This is a genomic window from Streptomyces sp. RLA131 (genome assembly GCF_056270125.1).
Genome location: NZ_JBWDOQ010000002.1, coordinates 5592837 through 5613663 on the forward strand (window position 1 = coordinate 5592837; position 20827 = coordinate 5613663).

The 20827-nt window shown below is 72.5% G+C and carries 15 protein-coding genes and 1 pseudogene; 13 read left to right on the forward strand and 3 right to left on the reverse strand.

Annotated elements, in window-relative coordinates; translation table 11 throughout:
- Positions 1-45: 45 nt before the first annotated feature.
- From RWE79_RS26365 to RWE79_RS26420, 12 genes and pseudogenes are all read left to right on the forward strand, one after another.
- Positions 46-5451 (forward strand): annotated as a pseudogene (locus RWE79_RS26365) (type I polyketide synthase); the annotation flags it as partial.
- Positions 5452-5644: 193 nt separating this feature from the next.
- A complete protein-coding gene (locus tag RWE79_RS26370) occupies positions 5645-6148 on the forward strand; it encodes a hypothetical protein (RefSeq protein ID WP_475942545.1) in 504 nt (167 codons plus the stop codon).
- Positions 6123-7115: a phosphatidylglycerol lysyltransferase domain-containing protein gene (locus RWE79_RS26375; protein ID WP_475942546.1), complete on the forward strand. Its 993-nt coding sequence runs from the start codon at positions 6123-6125 to the stop codon at positions 7113-7115. The genes RWE79_RS26370 and RWE79_RS26375 overlap by 26 nt, the downstream gene beginning before the upstream one ends.
- Positions 7116-7137: 22 nt before the next feature.
- Complete coding sequence (locus RWE79_RS26380) at positions 7138-8271, forward strand: acyl-CoA dehydrogenase family protein (protein WP_475942547.1); 1134 nt, start codon at positions 7138-7140, stop codon at positions 8269-8271.
- Between the two features lie 12 nt (positions 8272-8283).
- Positions 8284-9309 (forward strand): SDR family oxidoreductase, encoded by a 1026-nt coding sequence (locus tag RWE79_RS26385; RefSeq protein WP_475942548.1) that lies wholly within the window; start codon positions 8284-8286, stop codon positions 9307-9309.
- The gene (locus RWE79_RS26390) at positions 9306-10610 is read left to right on the forward strand and encodes an aspartate aminotransferase family protein (RefSeq protein ID WP_475942549.1); all 1305 of its coding nucleotides are present in this window, start codon (positions 9306-9308) and stop codon (positions 10608-10610) included. Before RWE79_RS26385 ends, RWE79_RS26390 begins: the two co-directional genes overlap by 4 nt.
- Before the next feature lie 16 nt (positions 10611-10626).
- Positions 10627-11112, forward strand: coding sequence for an SRPBCC family protein (locus RWE79_RS26395; RefSeq protein WP_475942550.1), 486 nt, complete (start codon positions 10627-10629; stop codon positions 11110-11112).
- Positions 11109-11660: a flavin reductase family protein gene (locus RWE79_RS26400; protein WP_475942551.1), complete on the forward strand. Its 552-nt coding sequence runs from the start codon at positions 11109-11111 to the stop codon at positions 11658-11660. The genes RWE79_RS26395 and RWE79_RS26400 overlap by 4 nt, the downstream gene beginning before the upstream one ends.
- A complete protein-coding gene (locus tag RWE79_RS26405) occupies positions 11641-12882 on the forward strand; it encodes an NAD(P)/FAD-dependent oxidoreductase (protein ID WP_475942552.1) in 1242 nt (413 codons plus the stop codon). Before RWE79_RS26400 ends, RWE79_RS26405 begins: the two co-directional genes overlap by 20 nt.
- Positions 12883-12920: 38 nt before the next feature.
- Positions 12921-13745 carry an MBL fold metallo-hydrolase gene (locus tag RWE79_RS26410; RefSeq protein ID WP_475942553.1) on the forward strand — a complete coding sequence of 275 codons (825 nt, stop codon included), beginning with the start codon at positions 12921-12923 and terminating at the stop codon, positions 13743-13745.
- The gene (locus RWE79_RS26415) at positions 13738-15390 is read left to right on the forward strand and encodes an MFS transporter (RefSeq protein ID WP_475942554.1); all 1653 of its coding nucleotides are present in this window, start codon (positions 13738-13740) and stop codon (positions 15388-15390) included. The genes RWE79_RS26410 and RWE79_RS26415 overlap by 8 nt, the downstream gene beginning before the upstream one ends.
- The gene (locus RWE79_RS26420) at positions 15387-17030 is read left to right on the forward strand and encodes an acyl-CoA carboxylase subunit beta (protein ID WP_475942555.1); all 1644 of its coding nucleotides are present in this window, start codon (positions 15387-15389) and stop codon (positions 17028-17030) included. Before RWE79_RS26415 ends, RWE79_RS26420 begins: the two co-directional genes overlap by 4 nt.
- Positions 17031-17149: 119 nt before the next feature.
- Here RWE79_RS26420 and RWE79_RS26425 read toward each other — a convergent pair whose 3' ends face one another.
- On the reverse strand, positions 17150-17878 hold the full coding sequence (locus RWE79_RS26425) for a TetR/AcrR family transcriptional regulator (RefSeq protein ID WP_475942556.1): 729 nt from the start codon (positions 17876-17878) through the stop codon (positions 17150-17152).
- A gap of 37 nt (positions 17879-17915) precedes the next feature.
- Positions 17916-18815 (reverse strand): AurF N-oxygenase family protein, encoded by a 900-nt coding sequence (locus RWE79_RS26430; protein WP_475942557.1) that lies wholly within the window; start codon positions 18813-18815, stop codon positions 17916-17918.
- Between the two features lie 66 nt (positions 18816-18881).
- Between RWE79_RS26430 and RWE79_RS26435 the strand changes: the two genes are divergently transcribed.
- Entirely contained in the window at positions 18882-19991 is a 1110-nt protein-coding gene (locus RWE79_RS26435) for a ferritin-like domain-containing protein (RefSeq protein ID WP_475942558.1), read from the forward strand.
- A 28-nt stretch (positions 19992-20019) separates the two neighbouring features.
- Here RWE79_RS26435 and RWE79_RS26440 read toward each other — a convergent pair whose 3' ends face one another.
- Complete coding sequence (locus tag RWE79_RS26440) at positions 20020-20814, reverse strand: putative protein N(5)-glutamine methyltransferase (RefSeq protein WP_475942559.1); 795 nt, start codon at positions 20812-20814, stop codon at positions 20020-20022.
- Between the last annotated feature and the right edge of the window lie 13 nt (positions 20815-20827).

Below are 20827 nucleotides of genomic sequence, written 5' to 3' on the forward strand. Positions count from 1 at the left end.
GAGATGGCCAGTGAAGAGCAGTTGGTCGACTACCTCAAGCGTGTCACTGCTGAGCTGCACACGACGAGGAAGCGGCTCCAGGACGTTCAGGACAAGGACCGGGAGCCGATCGCGATCGTCGGCATGGCCTGCCGCTACCCGAGCGGGGTGACATCCCCCGAGGATCTGTGGCAGCTGGTCACCGAGGGCCGGGACGCGATCTCCGACGTCCCGCTCGACCGGGGCTGGGACATCGACGGCCTCTTCCACCCGGACCCCGGGCATCAGGGGACCTCGTACTGCCGCAGCGGCGGATTCCTCTACGACGCCGCCGACTTCGATCCGCGCTTCTTCGGCATCGCCCCCCGCGAGGCCACCACGATCGACCCCCAGCAGCGCATCCTCCTGGAGGCCTCCTGGGAGGCGGTGGAGCGGGCCGGCATCGACCCGCTGTCGCTGCGCGGCTCCCGTACCGGGGTCTTCGCGGGCGTGATGTACCACGACTACGGGCTGGGCGAGGTCTACGCCTCGACCAGCGGCGGAAGCCTGATCTCGGGCCGGGTGTCCTACACGTTGGGGTTCGAGGGTCCTGCGGTGACGGTGGACACGGCGTGTTCGTCGTCGTTGGTGGCGTTGCATCTGGCGGGTCAGGCGTTGCGTTCGGGTGAGTGTGATCTGGCGTTGGCCGGTGGTGTGACGGTGATGGCGACGCCGGGGATGTTCCTGGAGTTCAGTCGTCAGCGGGGTCTGGCGCCCGATGGCCGGTGCAAGTCGTTCGCGGCGGGTGCGGACGGTACGTCGTGGGCCGAGGGTGTGGGTGTGCTGGTGCTGGAGCGGCTGTCGAGGGCCCGTGCCAACGGCCACCGCGTCCTGGCCGTCGTCCGGAGCAGCGCGGTCAACCAGGACGGTGCCAGCAACGGGCTCACCGCCCCCAACGGTCCCTCGCAGGAGCGGGTCATCCGCCAGGCGCTGGCCACGGCCGGGCTGTCCACGGCGGACGTCGACACGGTCGAGGCGCACGGCACGGGCACCACGCTGGGCGACCCGATCGAGGCACAGGCCCTGCTGGCCACCTATGGCCAGGGCCGCCCGCAGGACCGGCCGCTGTGGCTCGGGTCCTTCAAATCGAACATCGGGCACGCGCAGGCGGCCGCCGGGGTGGGCGGTGTCATCAAGATGGTGATGGCGATGCGCCACGGCGTCCTGCCCAGGACGCTGCACGTGGACGCGCCTTCCCCGCATGTGGACTGGTCGTCGGGCGCGGTGGAGCTGCTGACCGAGCAGCGGGAGTGGCCGCAGACCGACCGGCCGCGCCGGTCGGCCGTGTCGTCGTTCGGGATCAGCGGCACCAACGCCCACGTCATCCTGGAACAGGCCGAACCCGAGCCCGCCGCCGAGTCCGTGTCGGCGCCCGCCGAACGCGACGGACTGGTCCCGTGGCCGCTCTCGGCACGCGGCGCCGAGGCACTGCGCGGACAGGCGCGACGGCTGCGGGACTTCGCGCTGGCGCGGCCGGAGCTGGGCGCCGCCGAGGTGGCCGTGACACTGACCGCGCGTTCGCAGTTCGACCAGCGGGCGGTGGTCGTCGGCGCGGACCGGGACGAGCTGCTGGCCGGCCTGGAGGCGCTCGCCGCGGGTACCGCCGCGTCCGGTGTGGTGACGGGCGTGGCGGGCGGTGTGCCGAAGGTGGGCGTGCTGTTCACCGGCCAGGGCGCGCAACGGCTGGGTATGGGAGGTGAGTTGTACGCCGCGTTCCCGGTGTTCGCCGCCGCCTGGGACGAGGTCTGCGCCGAGCTGGACAAGCATCTGGACCGGCCCATCGCCTCGGTGATCGAGGGCGGTGACGCGGCGCTCCTGGACGAGACGAGTTCCACCCAGCCGGCGCTGTTCGCCTTCGAGGTGGCCGCCTTCCGGCTGCTGGAGTCCCTCGGTGTGCGCCCGGAGGTGCTGGTCGGGCACTCCATCGGTGAGCTGGCCGCCGCCCATGTCGCCGGGGTGTTCTCGCTCGCGGACGCGGCCCGGCTGGTCACCGCCCGGGGCCGGCTGATGCAGGCGCTGCCGGCGGGCGGCGCCATGGTCGCCGTCCAGGCCGAGGAGGCCGAGGTGGCCGCGCTGCTGGCCGGCCACGAGGACGCGGCCGACATCGCGGCGGTCAACGGCCCCTCGGCGACGGTGATCTCGGGCGCGGAGGAGGCCGTCACGGCGATCGCCGCCACCCTGGCCGGGCGGGGGCGCAAGACCCACCGGCTGCGGGTCTCGCACGCCTTCCACTCGCCGCTGATGGACCCGATGCTGGAGGATTTCCGGCAGATCGCGCGCACCGTCTCGTACGCGCCGCCCCGGATTCCCGTCGTGTCGAACGTCACCGGTCAGGTGGCCGGCCCCGGGCAGCTGGAGGATGCGGAGTACTGGGTCGGCCACGTACGGGGCGCCGTGCGCTTCGCCGACGGGGTGCGGGCCGCCGTGGCCGCCGGGGCACGGGTGCTGGTGGAGGCCGGCCCCGACGGGGTGCTGACCGCCCTGGCCCGCCAGGTGCTCGCCGACGAGCGGCCGGATGTGGTGGTCGTACCGCTCGTACGCAAGGACCGGTCCGAGCCCCGCACGGCGGCCGAGGCACTCGCCGGCCTGCATGTGCACGGGGTGCGGGTCGACTGGCAGGCCCATCCGGCGCTGGCCGGCGCGACGGGCGCGACGGGCGCCGCCGGGTGGCCGGTGGAACTGCCCACGTACGCCTTCGACCGGCAGCGCTACTGGCTGGACGGGTCCGGCGCGGGCACGGCGGTGGACGTCGGGGCGGCCGGGCTGGGCGCGGTGGAACACCCGCTGCTGGGCGCGGTCACCGAACTCGCGGCGGACGGCCCGCTGGTGCTGAGCGGAAGGGTGTCGCGGGCGGCCCAGCCGTGGCTGGCCGACCACGCGGTACTGGGCAGCGTGCTGCTGCCGGGCACCGCGTTCGTGGAGATGGCGCTGCAGGCCGGGGACCGCACGGGCTGCGGACGGCTCGAAGAGCTGACGCTCCAGGCGCCCCTGGTGCTGCCGGAACGCGGCGCGGTCCAGGTGCAGGTGGTCGTGGGCAGCCCGGCGGAGTCCGGCGTCCGGTCCGTGTCGCTGTACTCACGGGCCGAGGACGCGGGACCGGCGGCCCCGTGGACCCTGCATGCCGAGGGGCTGCTCGCCCCCGGCGCCGTCGCGGACCCCGGGGACCTGCGCCAGTGGCCGCCGCGCGACGCCGAGCCGGTGCCGGTGGACGCCATGTACGCCGACCTGGGCGATCTCGGATTGCAGTACGGGCCGGTCTTCCAGGGCCTGCATGCCGCCTGGCGGCGCGGCGACGAGGTGTTCGCCGAGGTGACGCTGCCGGAGGACGCCCGTACGGAGGCGGAAAGGTTCGGGCTGCATCCGGCACTGCTGGACGCCTCGCTGCACGCCATCAGCCTCGGCGAGTTCGTCGAGGGTGTGGAGCCCGGACGCCCCTGCCTGCCCTTCGCGTGGCGTGGCGTGGCACTCCTGGCGGCCGGCGCCTCGACGGTCCGGGTACGGGTGGCGCCCGCGGACGCCGGCTCCGGCTCCGGAGCGGTGCGGCTGACGGTCGCCGACCCGACCGGGGCCCCGGTGCTGTCGGTCGAGGCACTCGCCCTGCGGCCGGTCTCCGCCGAGCAGTTGGCGGCGGCGGGGCGGGCTTCGTCGGAGGTGCTGTTCGGGGTGGAGTGGTCGGCGCCCGCCGGTGCGGGTGCCGGTGTCGCCGGTGATGTGGTGACGTTCGAGGTCCCCGACGCCGGGGCCGACGACGTACCCGGCGCGGTGCGGGCCGCCCTCAACGGCGTGCTGGAGCGGGTTCAGTCGTTCCTGTCGGACGAGGGGTCGGTGGACGCGCGTCTGGTGGTGGTGACGCGGGGTGGTGTGGCGGTCGGTCCTGATGAGGATGTGGTGTTGTCGCAGGGTCCGGTGTGGGGTCTGGTGCGGGCGGCGCAGGCGGAGCATCCGGGGCGGTTCGTGCTGGTGGATGTCGATGACGATCCGGCCTCGCGGGAAGCTCTGACGGGTGCGTTGGCCGGTGGTGAACCGGAGTTGGCGGTGCGGGCGGGTCGGGTGCTGGTGCCCCGGCTGCGGCGGGCCTCACTCCCCGGGACGGAGCTGACCCTGGACCCGTCGGGGACGGTGCTGGTGACCGGTGGTACGGGTGGTCTGGGTGCTTTGGTGGCGCGGCATCTGGTCACCGAGCACGGGATACGTCATCTGGTGCTGGCCAGTCGTAGTGGTGAACGTGCGGCCGGGGCAGCGGAGTTGGTCGCTGAGCTGGCCGGGTTGGGTGCCGAGGTGGCGGTGGCGGCGGTGGATGTCGCGGACCGGGCGGCTTTGGCGGCCGTACTGGACGGTGTTCCGGCGGAGCATCCGCTGATCGGGGTGGTGCATGCGGCGGGTGTGGGTGACAACGGTCTGGTGGACGCGTTGTCGCCGGAGCGGGTGGACGCGGTGCTGGGTCCGAAGGCGGATGCGGCCTGGCATCTGCACGAGTTGACGCGTGATCTGCCGTTGTCGGCGTTTGTGATGTTCTCCTCGGCGGGTGGGATGGTGCTGGCGGCCGGTCAGGCCAACTACGCGGCCGCCAACGCCTTCCTGGACACCCTGGCCGCGCATCGCCGCGCCCAGGGCCTGCCCGGCGTCGCCCTCGCCTACGGCCTCTGGGACACCGACACAGGGCTGAGCCAGTGGCTGGGGGAGTCGGATCTGGAGCGGATGCGGCGGCAGGGCCTTCCGCCGCTCACTGTCGCCGAGGGGCTCGCGTCGTTCGATGCGGGACTGGGCGCCGCGCAGGGTGTGTTCGTGCCGCTGCGGGTCGACCCGGTGGCGCTGCGCTCGGGCGGTGACGGCGTTCCCGCCCTGCTGCGGGCCCTTCTGCCCGCCCCCGTACGCCGCACCGCACAGGGCGGCACCGAAGCATCCGGCGCCGCCGAACTCGAAAGCCGCCTCGCCGGACTCACCTCGGCCGAAAAGCACAGCACCCTGCTGGAGTTGGTACGGACTCAGGTGGCCGCGATCCTGGGATTCGCCGGCGGGGCGGAGATCGAGCCGGGCAAGCCGTTCCAGGAGTTCGGCTTCGACTCGCTCACCGCGCTGGACTTCCGCAACCAGCTCAACGCGGCGACCGGACTGCAGCTTCCGGCCACGCTGATCTTCGACTACCCGACCTCGGCCGACCTGACCGACCACCTGATGGACCGGTTCGAGGGAACGGAGGACGACGAGGCCGGGGTCCTGCGGCTCTTCGCCGAACTGGACCGGATCGAGGACTCGCTGTCCCGGCACACCGTCGAGGGTGTGGTGCGCGGCCGGCTGGCCACCCGGCTCAAGGACATCCTCGCGACCCTGGACGGGAGCGGGGAGCTGGCCGACGAGGGGGTCGCGGACCAGATCGACTCCGCGACCGACGACGAGATGTTCTCCTTCATCGAGAAGGAGCTCGGCGTCTGACCGGTCACCGGGCGCGCGGGTAGGGGGGCAGGGGCCGGGCCCCGCCCCTCTACCTGCTCTTTCCGTAAACGGGTATCGGCTCTCCGTATAGATAGGGGTGCGTGAGGGGGGAATTGACACCAGGTGTACGGCTCGTCCCAGTGCATACTTTGAGCCATCCGGTGCTACGGCACGGTAAGAGGTGGGGATGAAATTGGATGCACTGAATCGCTTCGAAACGAGAAAGACCTTCCTGCTGTCCCGTCTGGAGTGGCTCGTAGGACTCGGCGTCGCCATTGTCCTCGCCATCATCCATTTCGGAAAGATCGAATGGCCGGTGTTCATCGGCCTGTTCGTGGTCATCGACCTGATCGGATACATCCCCGGCGCGATCGCCTTCCGCAGGTCGGCCACCGGGGATATTCCCAAGGGCTTCTACGTGGCGTACAACGTCATGCACAGCCTGGTGACCGGCAGCGTCGTCGCCGGCCTGTGGGCCTGGCTGGTGAAGCCGGAGTGGGCGCTGCTCGCCCTTCCCATCCACCTGCTCGGCGACCGCGGTATCTTCGGCAACTCCCTCAAGCCCTTCGGGGTCCGGTTCGAGCCGGAGAGGCACCGGCTGTTCGCCGCCTTCGAGAGGGAGTACGAGTCGGCCGGCCGGATCTCCCCCGTCACGGTGAGGAGTTCCGCTGATGCTGTCAGCCACTCCCGCGCTTGAGGACATCCACGGAACTCTCGCCCGGCACGCGGACAACTCCAGTGCCTTTCTCGCCCTCAACAAGGGGACCGAGTACTTCCGGACCGACGGAATCGACGGACTGGTCGCCTATCGCACATCGGGCCGCTTTCTCGTCCAGTTCGCGGCGCCGTTCGCCGCGCCGGCCGACCGGGCCGCCCTGCTCGCCGCTTTCCGCGCGCACGCCGCGGGAATACGCAAGCGGATCGTCGCGGTACAGCTCCAGGACGCGGAGGCCGGCCTCTATGCGGAGGGCGGTTTCACGGTCAACCAGATCGGTTCCTCGTATGTGATCCGGCTGGCCGATTTCACCCTGCGCGGTTCGAAGTTCGTACGGCTGCGCAACAAGATCTCCCGCGCCAGGCGCAGCGGGCTGGTCGTCGAGGAGGCCGACCCGGTCGCGGTCGACGCCGAGCTGACCGAGCTGGACCGGGACTGGCTGCGCGGCAAGGGGCGGTTCGCCAAGGAGCTGGCGTTCCTGATCGGGGAGCGTACGGGGGAGGCGGCGTCGCTGCGGCGGCTGTTCGTGGGCCGGATCGACGGGGCGGCGATCGGCTACATCTCGTACTCGCCGGTCCACGGCAGCCGGCCGGGCTGGCTGCACGACCTGACCCGGCGGCGCAGGGAGGCGCCGCCCGGGGTGATGGAGGCGATCAACGCCGCCGCCGTCGGCACCCTGACCGGTGAGGGCGCGCAGTGGCTGCACCTGGGCTTCACCCCGTTCGTGGGGCTGGACCCCGGGCACGAGGTGGCGGGGGCAAGCCCCACGGTCGGCCGGATCGTGCGCTTCCTGGCCGAGCACGGGGAGAAGGTCTACCCGTCGCGGACCCAGCTCGCCTACAAGGAGAAATGGGATCCGCATGTGGTGCTGCCCGAGTACATCGCGTTCGAGGGCAAGCCGAGTCCGGCGGCGATCTGGCGGCTCATGCGCCTGGCGAACGCCATCTGAACATCCTTGAAAGGCAGAGGACATGGGGTTTTTGGGGAGGGAGCGGGCTGCCCTGGAGGCACTCCTGCCGGGACTGGACGCCGAACTGGCGAGCCGTCCGCTCGGCGAGCTGGAGAGCCCGGGGAATCCCGGCATCAAGGCGTTCAAGGAACTGGGGGGCGCCGGGCTGCTGGTGCCCACCGAGCACGGCGGCAAGGGGGCCGACGCGCTGAGCGCCGTACGAGTGCAGCGGGCCATCGGCTCGCGGTCGCCGTCACTGGCGGTGGCCACCACCATGCACCACTTCTCGCTGGCCAGCCTGGTGGTGCTGAGCGAGACCGGTAACGGCTTCGAGTGGATGCTGCTGGCCGGCATCGTGGAGCGCGACCTGCTGCTGGCCTCCGGCTTCGCCGAGGGACAGCCCGGCGGCAGCATCCTGCGGCCGACCATGACCGGCCAGGTCACCGAGGACGGGGTCCGGGTCAGCGGCGCGAAGCGGCCGTGCAGCCTGGCCCGTTCGATGGACCTGCTGACGGCCAGCGTCATGGTGCCCCGCCAGGACGGCACGGGCGAGCAACTGGCCGTGGTGCTCATCCCGGCCGACGGCCCGGGGATCAGCGTGGCCCCGTTCTGGGGCAGCTTCGCGCTGGCCGGCGCGGAGAGCGACCAGGTCACCGTCAAGGACGTCCTGGTGCCGCACGACCTGGTGGTCCGTACCGACGTGCCCGAGGGCGAGGTGCTGGACGCCATCCAGACCACCGGGTTCGTCTGGTTCGAGCTGCTGATGACCGCCAGCTACCTCGGCGCGGCCAGCGCCCTGGTGGAGCGCCTCGTCGCCAGTGAGCGGATACCGGAGATCGAGCGGGTGCGGCTGGTCGGCGAGGTCGAGGCGGCCATGGCGGCGGTGGAGAACGTGGCCAGGCAGACCCGCAACACCCTGTGCGAGCCGGATCTGCTGGTGGACTCGCTGTACGTCCGCTACGCCGCCCAGGACGCCATCGCCCGTGTGGTGCCCCGGGCCGTGGAACTGCTCGGCGGACTGAACTTCATGAGCTCCGACGACATCGGCTACCTCGCGGCCGCCGTGAACGGGCTCGGTCTGCACCCGCCCGGCCGCAGCAAGATGTCCGCCCCGCTGGCCCGTTACATCGCCGGCCAGCCGCTGGAAATAGTTTAGGGAGCACGAGCAATGAGTAAGCCGACGCTGCTGCTCACCGGGGCTACCGGTGTGCTCGGGCGGGCCTTCGTCGAAGAGCTGGCCACCGACTACCACCTGATCGGAATGCGGCACAGGACCGCTGTGGACGACCCCCGGGTGGAGGAGGTCCAGGGCACCCTGGCCGACCCGCGGCTGGGGCTGGGGGACGGGGCCGCCCAGGAGCTGGCCCGCCGGGTGGACGTGGTGCTGCACTCAGCGGCCCGCACCGGCTGGCGCAGCCCCCGCGAGCAGCTGTTCGCCGCCAACGTCACCGGCACCCGGCACATGCTCGGCTTCGCCGAGTCCGCCGGGGCGCCCTTCTACTACGTCAGTACCGCCTTCGTGGCCCGGCCCCAGGACGACGAGAACGCCGACACCGGCCCGGCCGCCTACGTCGACTCCAAGATCGCCGCCGAGCAGGTCGTCCGGGAGAGCGGGCTGCCGGCCGCCATCGTCCGCCCGTCCGTGGTGGGCGGGGACTCCCGTACCGGCCGGATCGCCGCGTTCCAGGGCATGCACAAGGTGCTGGGCGGCATCGTCCAGGGCACCATCCCGGTGGTGCCCGCCGACCCCGGCTCGCCGTTCGACGCCATCCCGCAGGACGTGGTGGCCCGCGGCGTGGGCAAGCTGATCAGGGGCAGTGTCACCAGCGGCGAGTACTGGCTCACCGCGGGGCGCAACTCGCCGACCCTGGGCGAGTACGTCGACCTGATCCTCCGGGTCGCCGCACGCACCGGCCACGCCCCGCAGCACCCGCCGCGGATGATGCCGTCGGAGGCCGTGGACCGGCTGCTGATGCCGCTGATGGAGGACGTCGTCCCGCCGTCGCTGCGACGGCAGTTCCGGGGCTTCATCGAGATGCTGCTGCTGTTCCAGGTCTCGTCCGCGATGGAGTCCTCGTTCGAGGCGCTGGGCATGGCCGACGAGGTCACCCACGCCGCGCTGATGGCCGGCTTCGAGAAGTCCATCGAGTACTGGATCGCCACCAGGATGCCGGCCCGGGAGGCGGTGGCGTGAACAGCGAACTGACCCAAAAAGCAAAGGAGTCACCGAAGGCGCAGGAGTCACCGGAGGCCGAGGGGGCGACCGCCGCGGAGCGGACCGGGCTGCGCTACGAACGGCACTTCGGCCCCGGCAAGGCCTCCCTGGCCCGGATGCTGGGCGCGGTCGTGGAGACCCGTTCCGAGGGCGCCTGGATCACCGCCGCCGACGGCCGGCGCTACCTGGACTTCGGCGGTTACGGCGTCTTCATCCTCGGCCACCGCCACCCCCGGGTGGTGGAGGCCGTCAAACGGCAGATCGACGCACACCCACTGGCGACCCGGGTCTTCCTGGAGCCGGTGAGCGCCGCCGCGGCCGAGGCCCTGGCCTCGGTGACCCCCGGCGACCTGGACTTCGTCCACTTCGTCAACTCGGGGGCCGAGGCGACCGAGGCCGGGCTGAAACTGGCCCGGGCCCACGGCAAGAACGCGCTGATCACCACCGAGCGCGGCTTCCACGGCAAGACACTCGGCGCGCTCAGCGTCACCGCCAACAGCAAGTACCAGGAGCCGTTCCGGCCCCTGCTGCCGGACACCCGGCAGGTCCGCTTCGGCGACCTGATGGCGATGCGCGACGCGCTGGCGGCCAGCGGCGGACGCGGCTGCGTCATCGTCGAACCCGTACAGGGCGAGGGCGGGGTGCGGGTGCCACCGCCCGGCTATCTGCACGGCGTCGCCGAACTGTGCCGGGAGTTCGACGCGTTCCTGATCGTGGACGAGATCCAGAGCGGCCTCGGCCGGCTCGGAGTCTGGTTCGGCTGCGAGAACGAGGCGGTCGTGCCCGATGTGCTGCTCGTCGGCAAGGGCCTGTCCGGGGGAGTGGTGCCGGCGGCGGCGATGGTCGCCCGGCCGGCGGCGTATCTGCCCTTCGGACGGGACCCGATCCTGCACTCCTCCACCTTCGGGGCGTCCCCCATCGCCTGCGCCGCTGCCCGCGCGGCGGTGGAGACCATCCGCGACGAGGGGATCGTGGACCGGGCCGCCGTGCTCGGCACCCGGCTGCTCGCCGGCATCCGGACCGTGGTGGACCGGCGGGCGCCGCACCTGGTGGCCGACATCCGGGGACGCGGCCTGCTGATCGGGATGGAGGCGGCGCACCAGCGGTACGTCGGTGAGCTGCTGCTGGAGTTCATGGAGCGGGGCGTCCTGGTCAACCACTCCCTGAACGCCTCGGAGGTGATCCGTTTCACCCCGCCGGCGACGCTGACCGAGGACGAGGTCCAGCTCTTCCTGCGGGTGCTCGACGAAGCGCTGACCGCGGTCGCGGAACGCGCCTGATGACAAGGAACCCGACATGCCCACCGTAATCATCGACGCACTCGCCCCGGCGGTCGCCCCCGCCGAGGCCTACGACCGGATCAGTGAGTTCGCCCGCTACCCCGAGCTGACCGCGACCGTGGAGAACGTGGTCGTGCACCCGCCGTCGCCGGACGGCTCCGTACTGTCGGAGTGGACGGTCCACTTCCGCAACGGCCTGCTCAAGTGGACCGAGCGCGACACCTTCGCCCCCGAGCAGCTGTCCCTGGGCTTCGAGCAGGTCACCGGGGACTTCGCGACCTTCCGCGGCACCTGGCGCGTCACCGCCGACGGCGGCGGCACCCTGGTGCGTTTCGAGGCCGAGTTCGACCTCGGGATCCCCACCCTGGCGGCGATCCTCGAACCGGTCGCGGAGGCCGCGCTCCGGGACAACATCCTCAAGATCCTCGCCGGTCTGCTCGGCGAGGTGCAGGAGACCGTCACCGAGGACCGGGCCGTCACGGCGGGAGCGGCACAGCCGTGAACCACGCCGGAGCGGTGCTGAGCCGCGCGTACGCGGGCGGGCCGGACCGCTCCCCGGAGAGCTGTCTGGACCTCTACCGCAAGCTCGCCGCCGGCGTGACCGTGGTGACCACCTGCGGCCCCGACGGCGAGCCACTGGGACTCACCGCGTCGGCCGTGACCACCCTGTCCCTGCACCCGCCCATGATGCTGGCCTGCATCAGCAGCGGCTCCGCCACCCTGGCCGCGATCCGCACCCGGCGCGCCTTCGCCATCCACCTGCTGCGGGCCGACCAGTCCGCGCTGGCCTCGGTCTTCGCCGGCAAGGCCGGGCCGGGCAAGTTCGACGGGGTGGAGTTCCAGTGGTCGCTGGGCATCCCGGTGCTCGCCGACTCCCTGGGCTGGGCGTCGTGCGTGCTGGCCGACGAGCGGCGGTATGGCGATCACAGCGTCGTCGTGGGCAGAGTGGCCTCCGTGCGCAGCGGCGGGGGCGAACCCCTGGTCTGGCACGACCAGCGGTTCCGGGGACTCGTCACGGGGGAGCGGCAGGATGCGTACGCGAGTCGCTGAGCCGCCGTGGCGCCGGCCCGACACCCCGCCGGCCCCCCGGGCCGAGGGACGGCTGACCGCCGATGTCGCGATCGTCGGCGCCGGGCTGACCGGGCTGGCCACCGCCTACCACCTGATCCGCCGCGACCCGTCACTCGACGTGCTGCTCGTCGACGCCGGGCAGCCCGGAGCCGGCGCCAGCGGGCGCGGCACCGGACTGCTCGGCCCGCGGATCGGACCGGCGATCGACACGGCACGCCGCCGGTTCGGCGACGCGACCGCCCGCGCCTGCTACGAGGCCAGCGTCACATGGGTGCGGCAGGCCGTCCGGCTCGTCGAGGAACTCGGCGCCGACTGCGGCCTGTCCGTCGACGGCCAGCTGCTGGTCGCCAACTCCCCGCGCGCCGAACGCACTCTGCTCCGCCAGGCACGGTCCTACCACGAACTCGGCCTCGACCCGCTGCTGCTGCCCGACCCCGGACGCTTCCGCGCGGCGCTGCGCTTCCCGGTCGCCGCCGGCCTCGACCCGGCTGCGCTGGTCGCCGCGCTGGCCGCCGAGGTGGCCCGGCTCGGCGTCCGCCGCTACGACCACAGCCCGGTGCTGCGGCTGGGCGGCGGGGAACTGACCCTGCCGCGCGGCACCGTACGGGCCCGGCGCGCCACGGTGGTCGCCGCGGGCGGCTTCGCCGGTCCGCTGCGGCTGCCGGTCGGCACGGTCGCCCCGCTGGAACTGCACGCCCTCGCCACCGCCCCGCTGCCGCCCGCCGCCCGCGAGGAGCTGGGCCGCGAGGCGGTCATCGACGTGACACCGCTGGCCCCGTACTACCGGCTGACCCCGGACGGCCGGCTGGTCATGGGCGGCGGCCCGGTCGGCTGCCCGCCGGACGGCCGGCCGCGGCGGCACGAGGCGGCCTGGGAGTGGCTGGCCGGCCGGCTGCCCGTACCGGCCCGGATCACCCACCGCTGGTCCGGCCGGATCGGCATGACCGGCGACGACCTGCCGGTGGTCGGACAGGCCGCCCCCGGGACCTGGTTCGCCGGCGGTTGCTGCGGGCACGGCCTGGCCCTGTCGGTGGCGACCGGCGCCTACCTGGCCGACGTACTGACCGGCCAGGCCCCGCCGCCGCCCGCCATGCCCTGGCACCGGGCCCGGGCACCGTGGCTGCCGGTCGGCGGCCCGGCCCGCCCGCTGCTGAGGGCGTACCTGGCGCTCCTGGCCCGCCGGGCGGCCGGGGACGCGTAGCAGCACCAGAGCCGTAGCCAGAGTGAGAGGAAGAGAAGATGCGTGTGCGGCACCTCAACTTCGGGACGTACCGGCCGCCTTCGCGCCGGCTGATCAACGGGGACGGGAGCTTCTTCAGAGCCGGGCACATGGTGTGCCACTGCCTGCTGATCGAGACCGACCGCGAACTGGTGCTCGTCGACACCGGCTTCGGCACCCGCGACATCGCCGACCCGGTGGGCCGGCTGGGCCGCTCCTTCCTGCTGCGCTCCCGGCCGGTACTGCGGCCGGAGGAGACCGCGGTGCGCCGGCTGGCCGCGCTGGGCTACGACCCCACGGACGTACGGCACATCGTGCTCACCCACCTCGACCGCGACCACACCGGCGGCCTCGCCGACTTCCCGCACGCCGAGGTGCACGTCTACGAGCCGGAGCACCACGCCGCCATGAACCCGGCGACCAAGCTGGAGCGGGCCCGCTACCGGCCCACCCAGTGGGAGCACGGGCCGAAGTGGGTCACCCACGAACTCGCCGAGGGAGAGCGGTGGTTCGGCTTCGAGGCGGTACGCAAAATCCCCGGGCTGCCGCCGGAGATCCTGCTCGTCCCGCTGCCCGGCCACACCCGCGGTCACATCGCGGTGGCCGTCGACACCGGGGAACGCCGGCTGCTGCACGCCGGCGACGCCTACATGTTCCACGGCGAGGTGGAGACCCCGCCGTACTGCACGCCGGGACTGCGCGCCTTCCAGCGCAAGGTGGAGGTGCTCCCCGAGCGGCTGCCCAATGTGGCGCGGCTGCGCGAACTGCGGGACAGCACCGACGTGGAGGTCTTCAGCGCCCACGACCTGGTCGAGTTCGAGGGGTGGCGCGAGCGCGATGAGTGAGCCCGCCTCCTCGGCGTCGTCCCCTGACCCGGGCACCGGCCCCGGCACCGGCACCGGCCCCGGCACCGGCACCGGCCCCGGCACCGCCTCCGCTGCCGGGAAGGGCGCCGGGCGGGTCAGCCCGCTGCTGCTCGTGGCCCTGTTCAGCGGGCTGTTCCTGGTGTTCCTGGACACCACCGTCGTCAACGTCGCGCTGCCCGACCTCCAGGAGAAGCTGGACGCCGACGTACGCGGCCTGCAGTGGGTCGTCGACTCCTATCTGCTGACCTTCTCCTGCCTGCTGCTCAGCGCCGGCGCCCTCGCCGACCGGATCGGCGCCAAGCGGCTGTTCGTCGGCGCCCTCGTCGGCTTCACGCTCACCTCCGCCTGGTGCGCGCTGTCCGGCTCGGTCGGCATGCTGCTGGCCGCCCGCGCCGCGCAGGGCGTCACCGGCGCCGTCCTGATGCCCGTCTCCATGGTGATCATCACCCAGCTCTACCCCGACGCGAAGGCACGCGGCCGCATGGTCGGCGTCCAGTCCGCGGTGGCCGGCCTGGCCCTGACCGCCGGGCCGCTGATCGGCGGCGTCCTGGTCGAACAGTACGGCTGGCAGAGCGTGTTCTGGGTCAACCTGCCGGTCGGTGTACTCGCCGTCGCCGTACTGACGGTGCTGCTGCCGCACACCCGTCCCGAGCGCCGGACCGGGATGGACCTGGTCGGGCAGGGGCTCTTCGTGGCCGGCGTCGGGCTGCTCACCTACGCCCTGATCGAGGGCAACTCGGCGGGCTGGACCTCGGCCCGCATCCTGGGCTGCTTCGCCGCCTCCGCGCTGTCCCTGGCCGTCTTCCTGTTCTGGGAGGCCCGTCAGGAGCACCCGATGCTGCCGCTGGGCTTCTTCCGGCATCCGCACGTCGGCGCCGGGGCGATCATCAACTTCGCGGTGTTCGGGGCCATGTTCGGCGCCGTGTTCCTGCTGATGCTCACCCTGCAGGAGGTGGACGGCCTCAGCCCGGTGCAGGCCGGCGTCCGTACGGTCGTGATGACCGCGACCGTCACCGTCGCGTCGATCGTGGGAGTGGTGCTGGGCGAGCGGATCGGGGTGCGGCTGACCGCCCTCATCGGCGCGCTGGCCACCGCCGGCAGCCTGCTGGGGCTGCGGCTGCTGCACTACCAGGACGGCTTCGCGAGCTACTGGTGGCAGTTCCTGCTGCTCGGCCTGGGCGCGGGCTTCGCCGGGCCCCCGGTGACGGCGGCGCTGCTGCGGGCCGTCCCCGAGGAACGGGCCGGTACCGGCTCCGGGGTGGGCTACACCTCGCGGCAGGTCGGCTCGGTGTTCGGGGTGGCCGTCTCCGGCGCCCTGGTCACCCACCACCTGGCCACGGCGGCCCCGGCGGCGCTCGCCGGCCTGCCGCTGCCCCGGGCGGCCGTCGACCGGATCGCGTCCGGCGACCTGTCCGGAGCCGCACAACTGCCCGAGCAGATCCGGCCGGTGGTCCTGGCCCGGGTCGGCGAGGCCTTCATGGAGGGCACCCACATGGCCTATCTCGCCGGCGCCGGGGCCTGCCTGGTCGCGGCGGTCGCCGCAGTACTGATGCTGGGCCCGGAACGCAGTCGGGGGCAGGTAGGGGTGGTGCCGCGGCCCGATGGGATGAAGGCTGAAATATGACCATCACCGATGAGACCGCCACCGACACCATCACCGTCACGGCGCCACCCGCCCCGGTGACGGAAGACGCCCCGGCACCCCCGCCGCGCCAGGACCCCAGGGCGCGGGCGGCGCACCTGCGGCGGGTGAAGGAGGCGGCGCGGCAGGGACCCGGCCCGCACGCCTCCGAACAGCAGTGGGCCAAAGGGAAACTGACGGTCCACGAGCGGCTGGACCTGCTCTTCGACGAAGGCACCTTCACCGAGATCGAGCCGCTGCGGCGCCACCGCGCCACCGGCTTCGGCCTGGAGAACCGCCGCCCCTACACCGACGGGGTGGTCACCGGCTGGGGGCTGATCCACGGCCGTACGGTCTTTGTCTACGCCCACGACTTCCGGATCTTCGGAGGCTCGCTCGGCGAGGCCCACGCCACCAAGATCCACAAGATCATGGACATGGCCGAGTCGTCCGGCGCCCCGCTGATCAGCCTCAGCGACGGCGCCGGCGCCCGGATCCAGGAGGGGGTCACCGCCCTCGCCGGCTACGGCGGCATCTTCCGCCGCAACGTCCGCGCCTCCGGGGTGATCCCGCAGATCTCCGTCATGCTCGGCCCCTGCGCGGGCGGCGCCACCTACTCCCCGGCGCTCACCGACTTCGTGTTCATGGTGCGCGGCACCTCGCAGATGTACATCACCGGCCCGGACGTCGTACAGGCCGTCACCGGCGAGAAGATCAGCCACGACGGCCTCGGCGGCGCCCAGGTGCACGGCTCGGTCTCCGGCGCCGCCGGCTTCGTCCACGACGACGAGGCAGGCTGCCTGGAGGAGGTCCGCTACCTGGTCTCCCTGCTCCCCTCCAACAACCGCGAACTCCCGCCCGCCGTCCCCGCCTCCGACCCCGCCGACCGGCGCAACGACTCCCTCCTGGACCTGGTGCCGGCCGACGGCAACCGCTCCTACGACATGCGCAAGGTGATCGAGGAGATCGTCGACGACGGCGACTTCTTCGAGATCCACGAGACCTGGGCCGCCAACATCATCTGCACCCTGGCCCGCCTGGACGGTCACGTCGTCGGCATCGTCGCCAACCAGCCCGCCGCCCTCGCCGGGGTCCTGGACATCAACGCCAGCGAGAAGGCCGCCCGCTTCGTCCAGATGTGCGACGCCTTCAGCATTCCGCTGGTCACCCTGGTCGACGTGCCCGGCTTCCTGCCCGGCCGGGAGCAGGAGCACGGTGGCATCATCCGGCACGGTGCCAAGCTGCTGTACGCGTACTGCAACGCCACCGTCCCCCGGATCTCGCTGATCCTGCGCAAGGCCTACGGAGGTGCCTACATCGTCATGGACAGCCAGTCCATCGGCGCCGACCTCACCTACGCCTGGCCCACCAACGAGATCGCCGTGATGGGTGCCGAGGGCGCCGCCAACGTCGTCTTCCGGCGCGAGATCGCCGCCGCCCCCGACCCGGAGGCGGCCCGCGCCGAACGCATCAAGCAGTACCAGGAAGAGCTGATGCACCCCTACTACGCCGCCGAACGCGGCCTGGTCGACGACGTCATCGACCCCGCCGACACCCGGACCGTACTCATCCGGTCCCTGGCCATGCTGCGCGCCAAACACGCGCAGCTGCCCGCCCGCAAACACGGCAACCCGCCGATGTGACCGGACGGGGAACACAAGCGCGGGGCGGACCGGAAGACCCCGGTCCGCCCCGCGCTGTCGGTGGCCGGCCCTGTCGGTGGCCCACCCTGCCGCGGACCGGCGCCACCGTGGACCGCGGATCAGCCCGGCGGCAGCAGGTGCGCGAGCGACTCGGCCAGCGGCACGACCCGCCGGGCCAGGTCGCCCGCCGGGCTCCCCGCGGTCTCCTGCGCCAGCGCGGCCCGCGCCGCCCGCGCCGTCTCCTCGTCGGTGGTGGACGACACCAGCAGCAGCGCGATGAAGTGGTCGACCAGCCAGCCCCGCAGCTCCGCCGCGGGCGGCTGCTTGCCCTCGTCGATCCAGGTCAGCGACACCGCCTCGACCGAGGCGATCCAGGACCTGACCATCATGGCCAGCCGGGGCCCGGGCTCCGGCCTTCCCAGGTGCCCCAGGATCTCGTCGGCGGCGGCCCGCCGCACCTCGTCCACGATGGCGGTCGTGCGGCGGGTCTCGGCGACACTGCCGCCGCGCAGCAGCGCCGAGTACGCGTCGTCGTGCTCGTCGACGTACGCCAGATAGCGGTCGACGGCGTTGGACAGCCGGAGGGTCATCTCGCCCTCCGGCGGCTCCACGAAGCACCCGCGCAGCACGTCGGCCGAGTTGCGCAGCGCGGCCTCGTACAACTGCTGCTTGCCGCCGGGGAAGTAGCGGTAGACCAGCGGCCGCGAGACCCCGGCGGCCGCCGCGACGTCGTCGATCGAGACGTCGTCGGGGCGGCGGTGCCCGAACAGGTCGATCGCCGCGGCGAGCAGCTGCGTACGGCGTTGTTCGACGCTGAGCCGGGTGTATGCGCGCTTGCTGCTGTCCATGCGGGCAGCGTAACCGGCGGGATCACCGGCGCACCGGTCAGCCGAGCAGACCCGAACGCCGCCACAGTGGCAGCGCCGGACCGCGCAGCATGCCGATCTCCTCCAGGAAGATCATCAGCTTGGCCGCCGACTGCCGCATGATGTCGCGGCGGTGGGCACTGGTACGGGCCACCTCGGCGGCGTGCGCCGGGTCGAGCCCGACGGCGGCGTACACCTCGGGCCGGATCAGCGAGCGGGCGATGACGCGCGCCGCCTCTCCGGAGGCGACCCGGGTGAGGCCGATCTCCCAGCGCGGGGCGGTCGTCATCTGGCGGGCCAGCTCCTCCCGGGCGTAGCGGATGTGCCGGGACTCCTCGACGACATGGATCCGGGTGACCCCGCGGGTCAGGGGCTGGACCCGCTCGTCGGGGAAGGTCAGCCGCTGCATCCAGTCGAGGATCTCCTCGGCGAGCAGCGTGCCGGTGAAGGCGCCCGGGGTGGTGGACACCGTCTTCAGGACCCGGCCCAGAGCATGGTCGCGGCGGGACGGGCGGTAGACCGGCGTGCCCAGCCGGGTCACCAGCCGGGCGAACATCTTGGAGTGCCGGCACTCGTCGGCGATCTCGGTGAGGGCGTACCGCACATGCCCGCTGGTCGGGTCGAGATCGTAGGTGTGCCGCAGCAGCAGCTGCATCAGGATGATCTCGAACCAGATGCCGATCGAGGCCAGCGAGGCCGACTCGTGCCGGCTCAGCTCGATCCGCTGCTCCTCGCCCAGCTGCTTCCACAGCGGCGTGTCGTACAGCGAGCAAAGCTCCGGTGGCCAGAACCACTTCCCCTCCTCGAAGGGGCTGTCCCAGTCCAGTTCGGTGTCGGGGTCGAATGAGTGCTTGGCGGAGGCGTCCAGCAGACGCTCCGCTACCTTTTCGCGCGACGCAGGGGGGCTTACAGCGACCATGCCCTTATGAGACTCTGTGTCAGCAAGCCCGTCAATACCCCGGGGAACACCAGGGGCGGTAAGGGGATGCCAATGTCCGAGAGCATGTGGGAAGTCGAAGCCACCGGAGCCGCCCGCTTCTCCTGGGACTACGACGACGGACGCGACCGCCTCCTCGCCCTCTACCAGAAGGGCAAGGACAAGCAGTGGGACGCCGCGACCCGGATCGACTGGGACATCGAGGTCGACCCCTACGACCCGCTGGGCGTCCCTGACCAGAACCTCACCCTCTACGGCACCCGCCACTGGGACCGGATGTCCGAGGGCGACCGCCGCGAACTGCGCCGCCGCTACGCCTCCTGGCAGTTCAGCCAGTTCCTGCACGGTGAACAGGGCGCCATGATCTGCGCCGCCCGCATCGTGGAGTCCGTCCCCGACCTCGACGCCAAGTTCTACTCCGCCACCCAGACCATGGACGAGGCCCGCCACGCCGAGATCTACGCCCGCTTCCTCAGGGACAAGATCGGCATGACGTACCCCATCAACGACTCCCTGCGGGCGCTGCTCGGCGACACCCTGCGCGACTCCCGCTGGGACATGCCCTACCTCGGCATGCAGGTCCTCGTCGAAGGCCTCGCGCTGGCCGCCTTCGGCATGCTCCGCGACACCACCGACAAGCCCCTCCCCAAGCAGATCCTCACCTACGTCATGCAGGACGAGGCCCGCCATGTCGCCTTCGGGCGAATGGCGTTGCGCGACTACTACAAGCAGCTCACCGACGCCGAACTGCGCGAACGCGAGGAGTTCGTCATCGAGGGCTGCTACCTCATGCGCGACCGGCTGCGCGGCTCCGAGGTCCTGGAGGACTTCGGCATCCCCCGCGCCGAGGCCGACGAACTGAGCGAGCGCTCCGAGTACCTCCACCTCTTCCGGCGGCTGCTCTTCAGCCGCATCGTGCCGTGCGTCAAGGACATCGGCCTGTGGGGCGAGCGCCTCCAGCGGGCCTACGTCGACATGGGCGTCCTGGACATGGGCGACACCAGCCTCGACCTGCTCATGGCGCAGGACGAGGAGATCGCCGAGCGGCTGGACGCCGACCGCTTCGCCGCCGAGGAGGCGGCCCGGGTGGCCGAGGTCACGGACGCCGTCGCGGCGGGCACGGAGTCCGAAGAGTCCGCGCCGGACGGCCGGGGCTGAGCCGCCCCGGCCGCCGCGCCGGGGAGGGTCACGGGCACAGTGTCCCGACGACGACGGTCGCGTACAGCTCGTCGGACGTGGCCGTACGGGCGGTCAGGCCGCAGCCGGCGACGACCTCGACGGCCTGCGGCGCCTGGCGTTCGCTGGTCTCGAAGAGCAGACGCCCGCCGGGAGCGAGCCAGCCCGGAGCCCCGGCGGCGACCCGGCGCAGGATGTCCAGACCGTCGCTGCCGCCGTCGAGGGCGACCCGGGCCTCGTGGACACGGGCCTCCGCCGGCAGCAGCGCGATCTCCCCGGAGGGTACGTAGGGGACGTTGGCCAGCAGGATGTCGACCCGGCCCCGCAGCGACGCCGGCAGCGGGTCGTACAGGTCGCCCTCGTGGACCTGGCCGCCGAACGGGGCGAGGTTGCGGCGGGCGCAGCGGACGGCGGCGGGGTCGATGTCGGCGGCGTGGAGCCCGCCCGGGGCGGAACCGACAGCAGGGCCGGAACCGGGCGTCAGGGCGGCGGCGAGGGCGGCGCCCAGGGCGCCGGAGCCGCAGCACAGGTCGAGGACGACGGCCCCGGGCGGAGCGAGGGCGGCGGCCTGCCGGACCAGGAACTCGGTGCGCCGCCGGGGTACGAAGACGCCGGGGTCGAGGGAGAGCCGCAGACCGCAGAACTCGGCCCAGCCCAGGACGTGTTCGAGGGGGAGGCCGACGGCGCGGCGGTCGGTCATGGCGTCGAGCTCGGCGGAGTCGCGCGCGGTGGAGACGATCAGCCGGGCCTCGTCCTCGGCGAAGACGCAGCCGGCGGCGCGGAGCCTGGTGACGATGTCGGACACGGAAACGGAGGGC

What these genes read in the sequence shown, in the direction of transcription:
- RWE79_RS26375 (WP_475942546.1), top strand. Translation starts at nt 6,123, where the DNA reads ATGCTGTCAGCCACTCCCGCGCTTGAGGACATCCACGGAACTCTCGCC.
- RWE79_RS26380 (WP_475942547.1), top strand. Translation starts at nt 7,138, where the DNA reads ATGGGGTTTTTGGGGAGGGAGCGGGCTGCCCTGGAGGCACTCCTGCCG.
- RWE79_RS26385 (WP_475942548.1), top strand. Translation starts at nt 8,284, where the DNA reads ATGAGTAAGCCGACGCTGCTGCTCACCGGGGCTACCGGTGTGCTCGGG.
- RWE79_RS26395 (WP_475942550.1), top strand. Translation starts at nt 10,627, where the DNA reads ATGCCCACCGTAATCATCGACGCACTCGCCCCGGCGGTCGCCCCCGCC.
- RWE79_RS26405 (WP_475942552.1), top strand. Translation starts at nt 11,641, where the DNA reads ATGCGTACGCGAGTCGCTGAGCCGCCGTGGCGCCGGCCCGACACCCCG.
- RWE79_RS26410 (WP_475942553.1), top strand. Translation starts at nt 12,921, where the DNA reads ATGCGTGTGCGGCACCTCAACTTCGGGACGTACCGGCCGCCTTCGCGC.
- RWE79_RS26415 (WP_475942554.1), top strand. Translation starts at nt 13,738, where the DNA reads ATGAGTGAGCCCGCCTCCTCGGCGTCGTCCCCTGACCCGGGCACCGGC.
- RWE79_RS26420 (WP_475942555.1), top strand. Translation starts at nt 15,387, where the DNA reads ATGACCATCACCGATGAGACCGCCACCGACACCATCACCGTCACGGCG.
- RWE79_RS26425 (WP_475942556.1), bottom strand. Translation starts at nt 17,878, where the DNA reads ATGGACAGCAGCAAGCGCGCATACACCCGGCTCAGCGTCGAACAACGC.
- RWE79_RS26430 (WP_475942557.1), bottom strand. Translation starts at nt 18,815, where the DNA reads ATGGTCGCTGTAAGCCCCCCTGCGTCGCGCGAAAAGGTAGCGGAGCGT.
- RWE79_RS26435 (WP_475942558.1), top strand. Translation starts at nt 18,882, where the DNA reads ATGCCAATGTCCGAGAGCATGTGGGAAGTCGAAGCCACCGGAGCCGCC.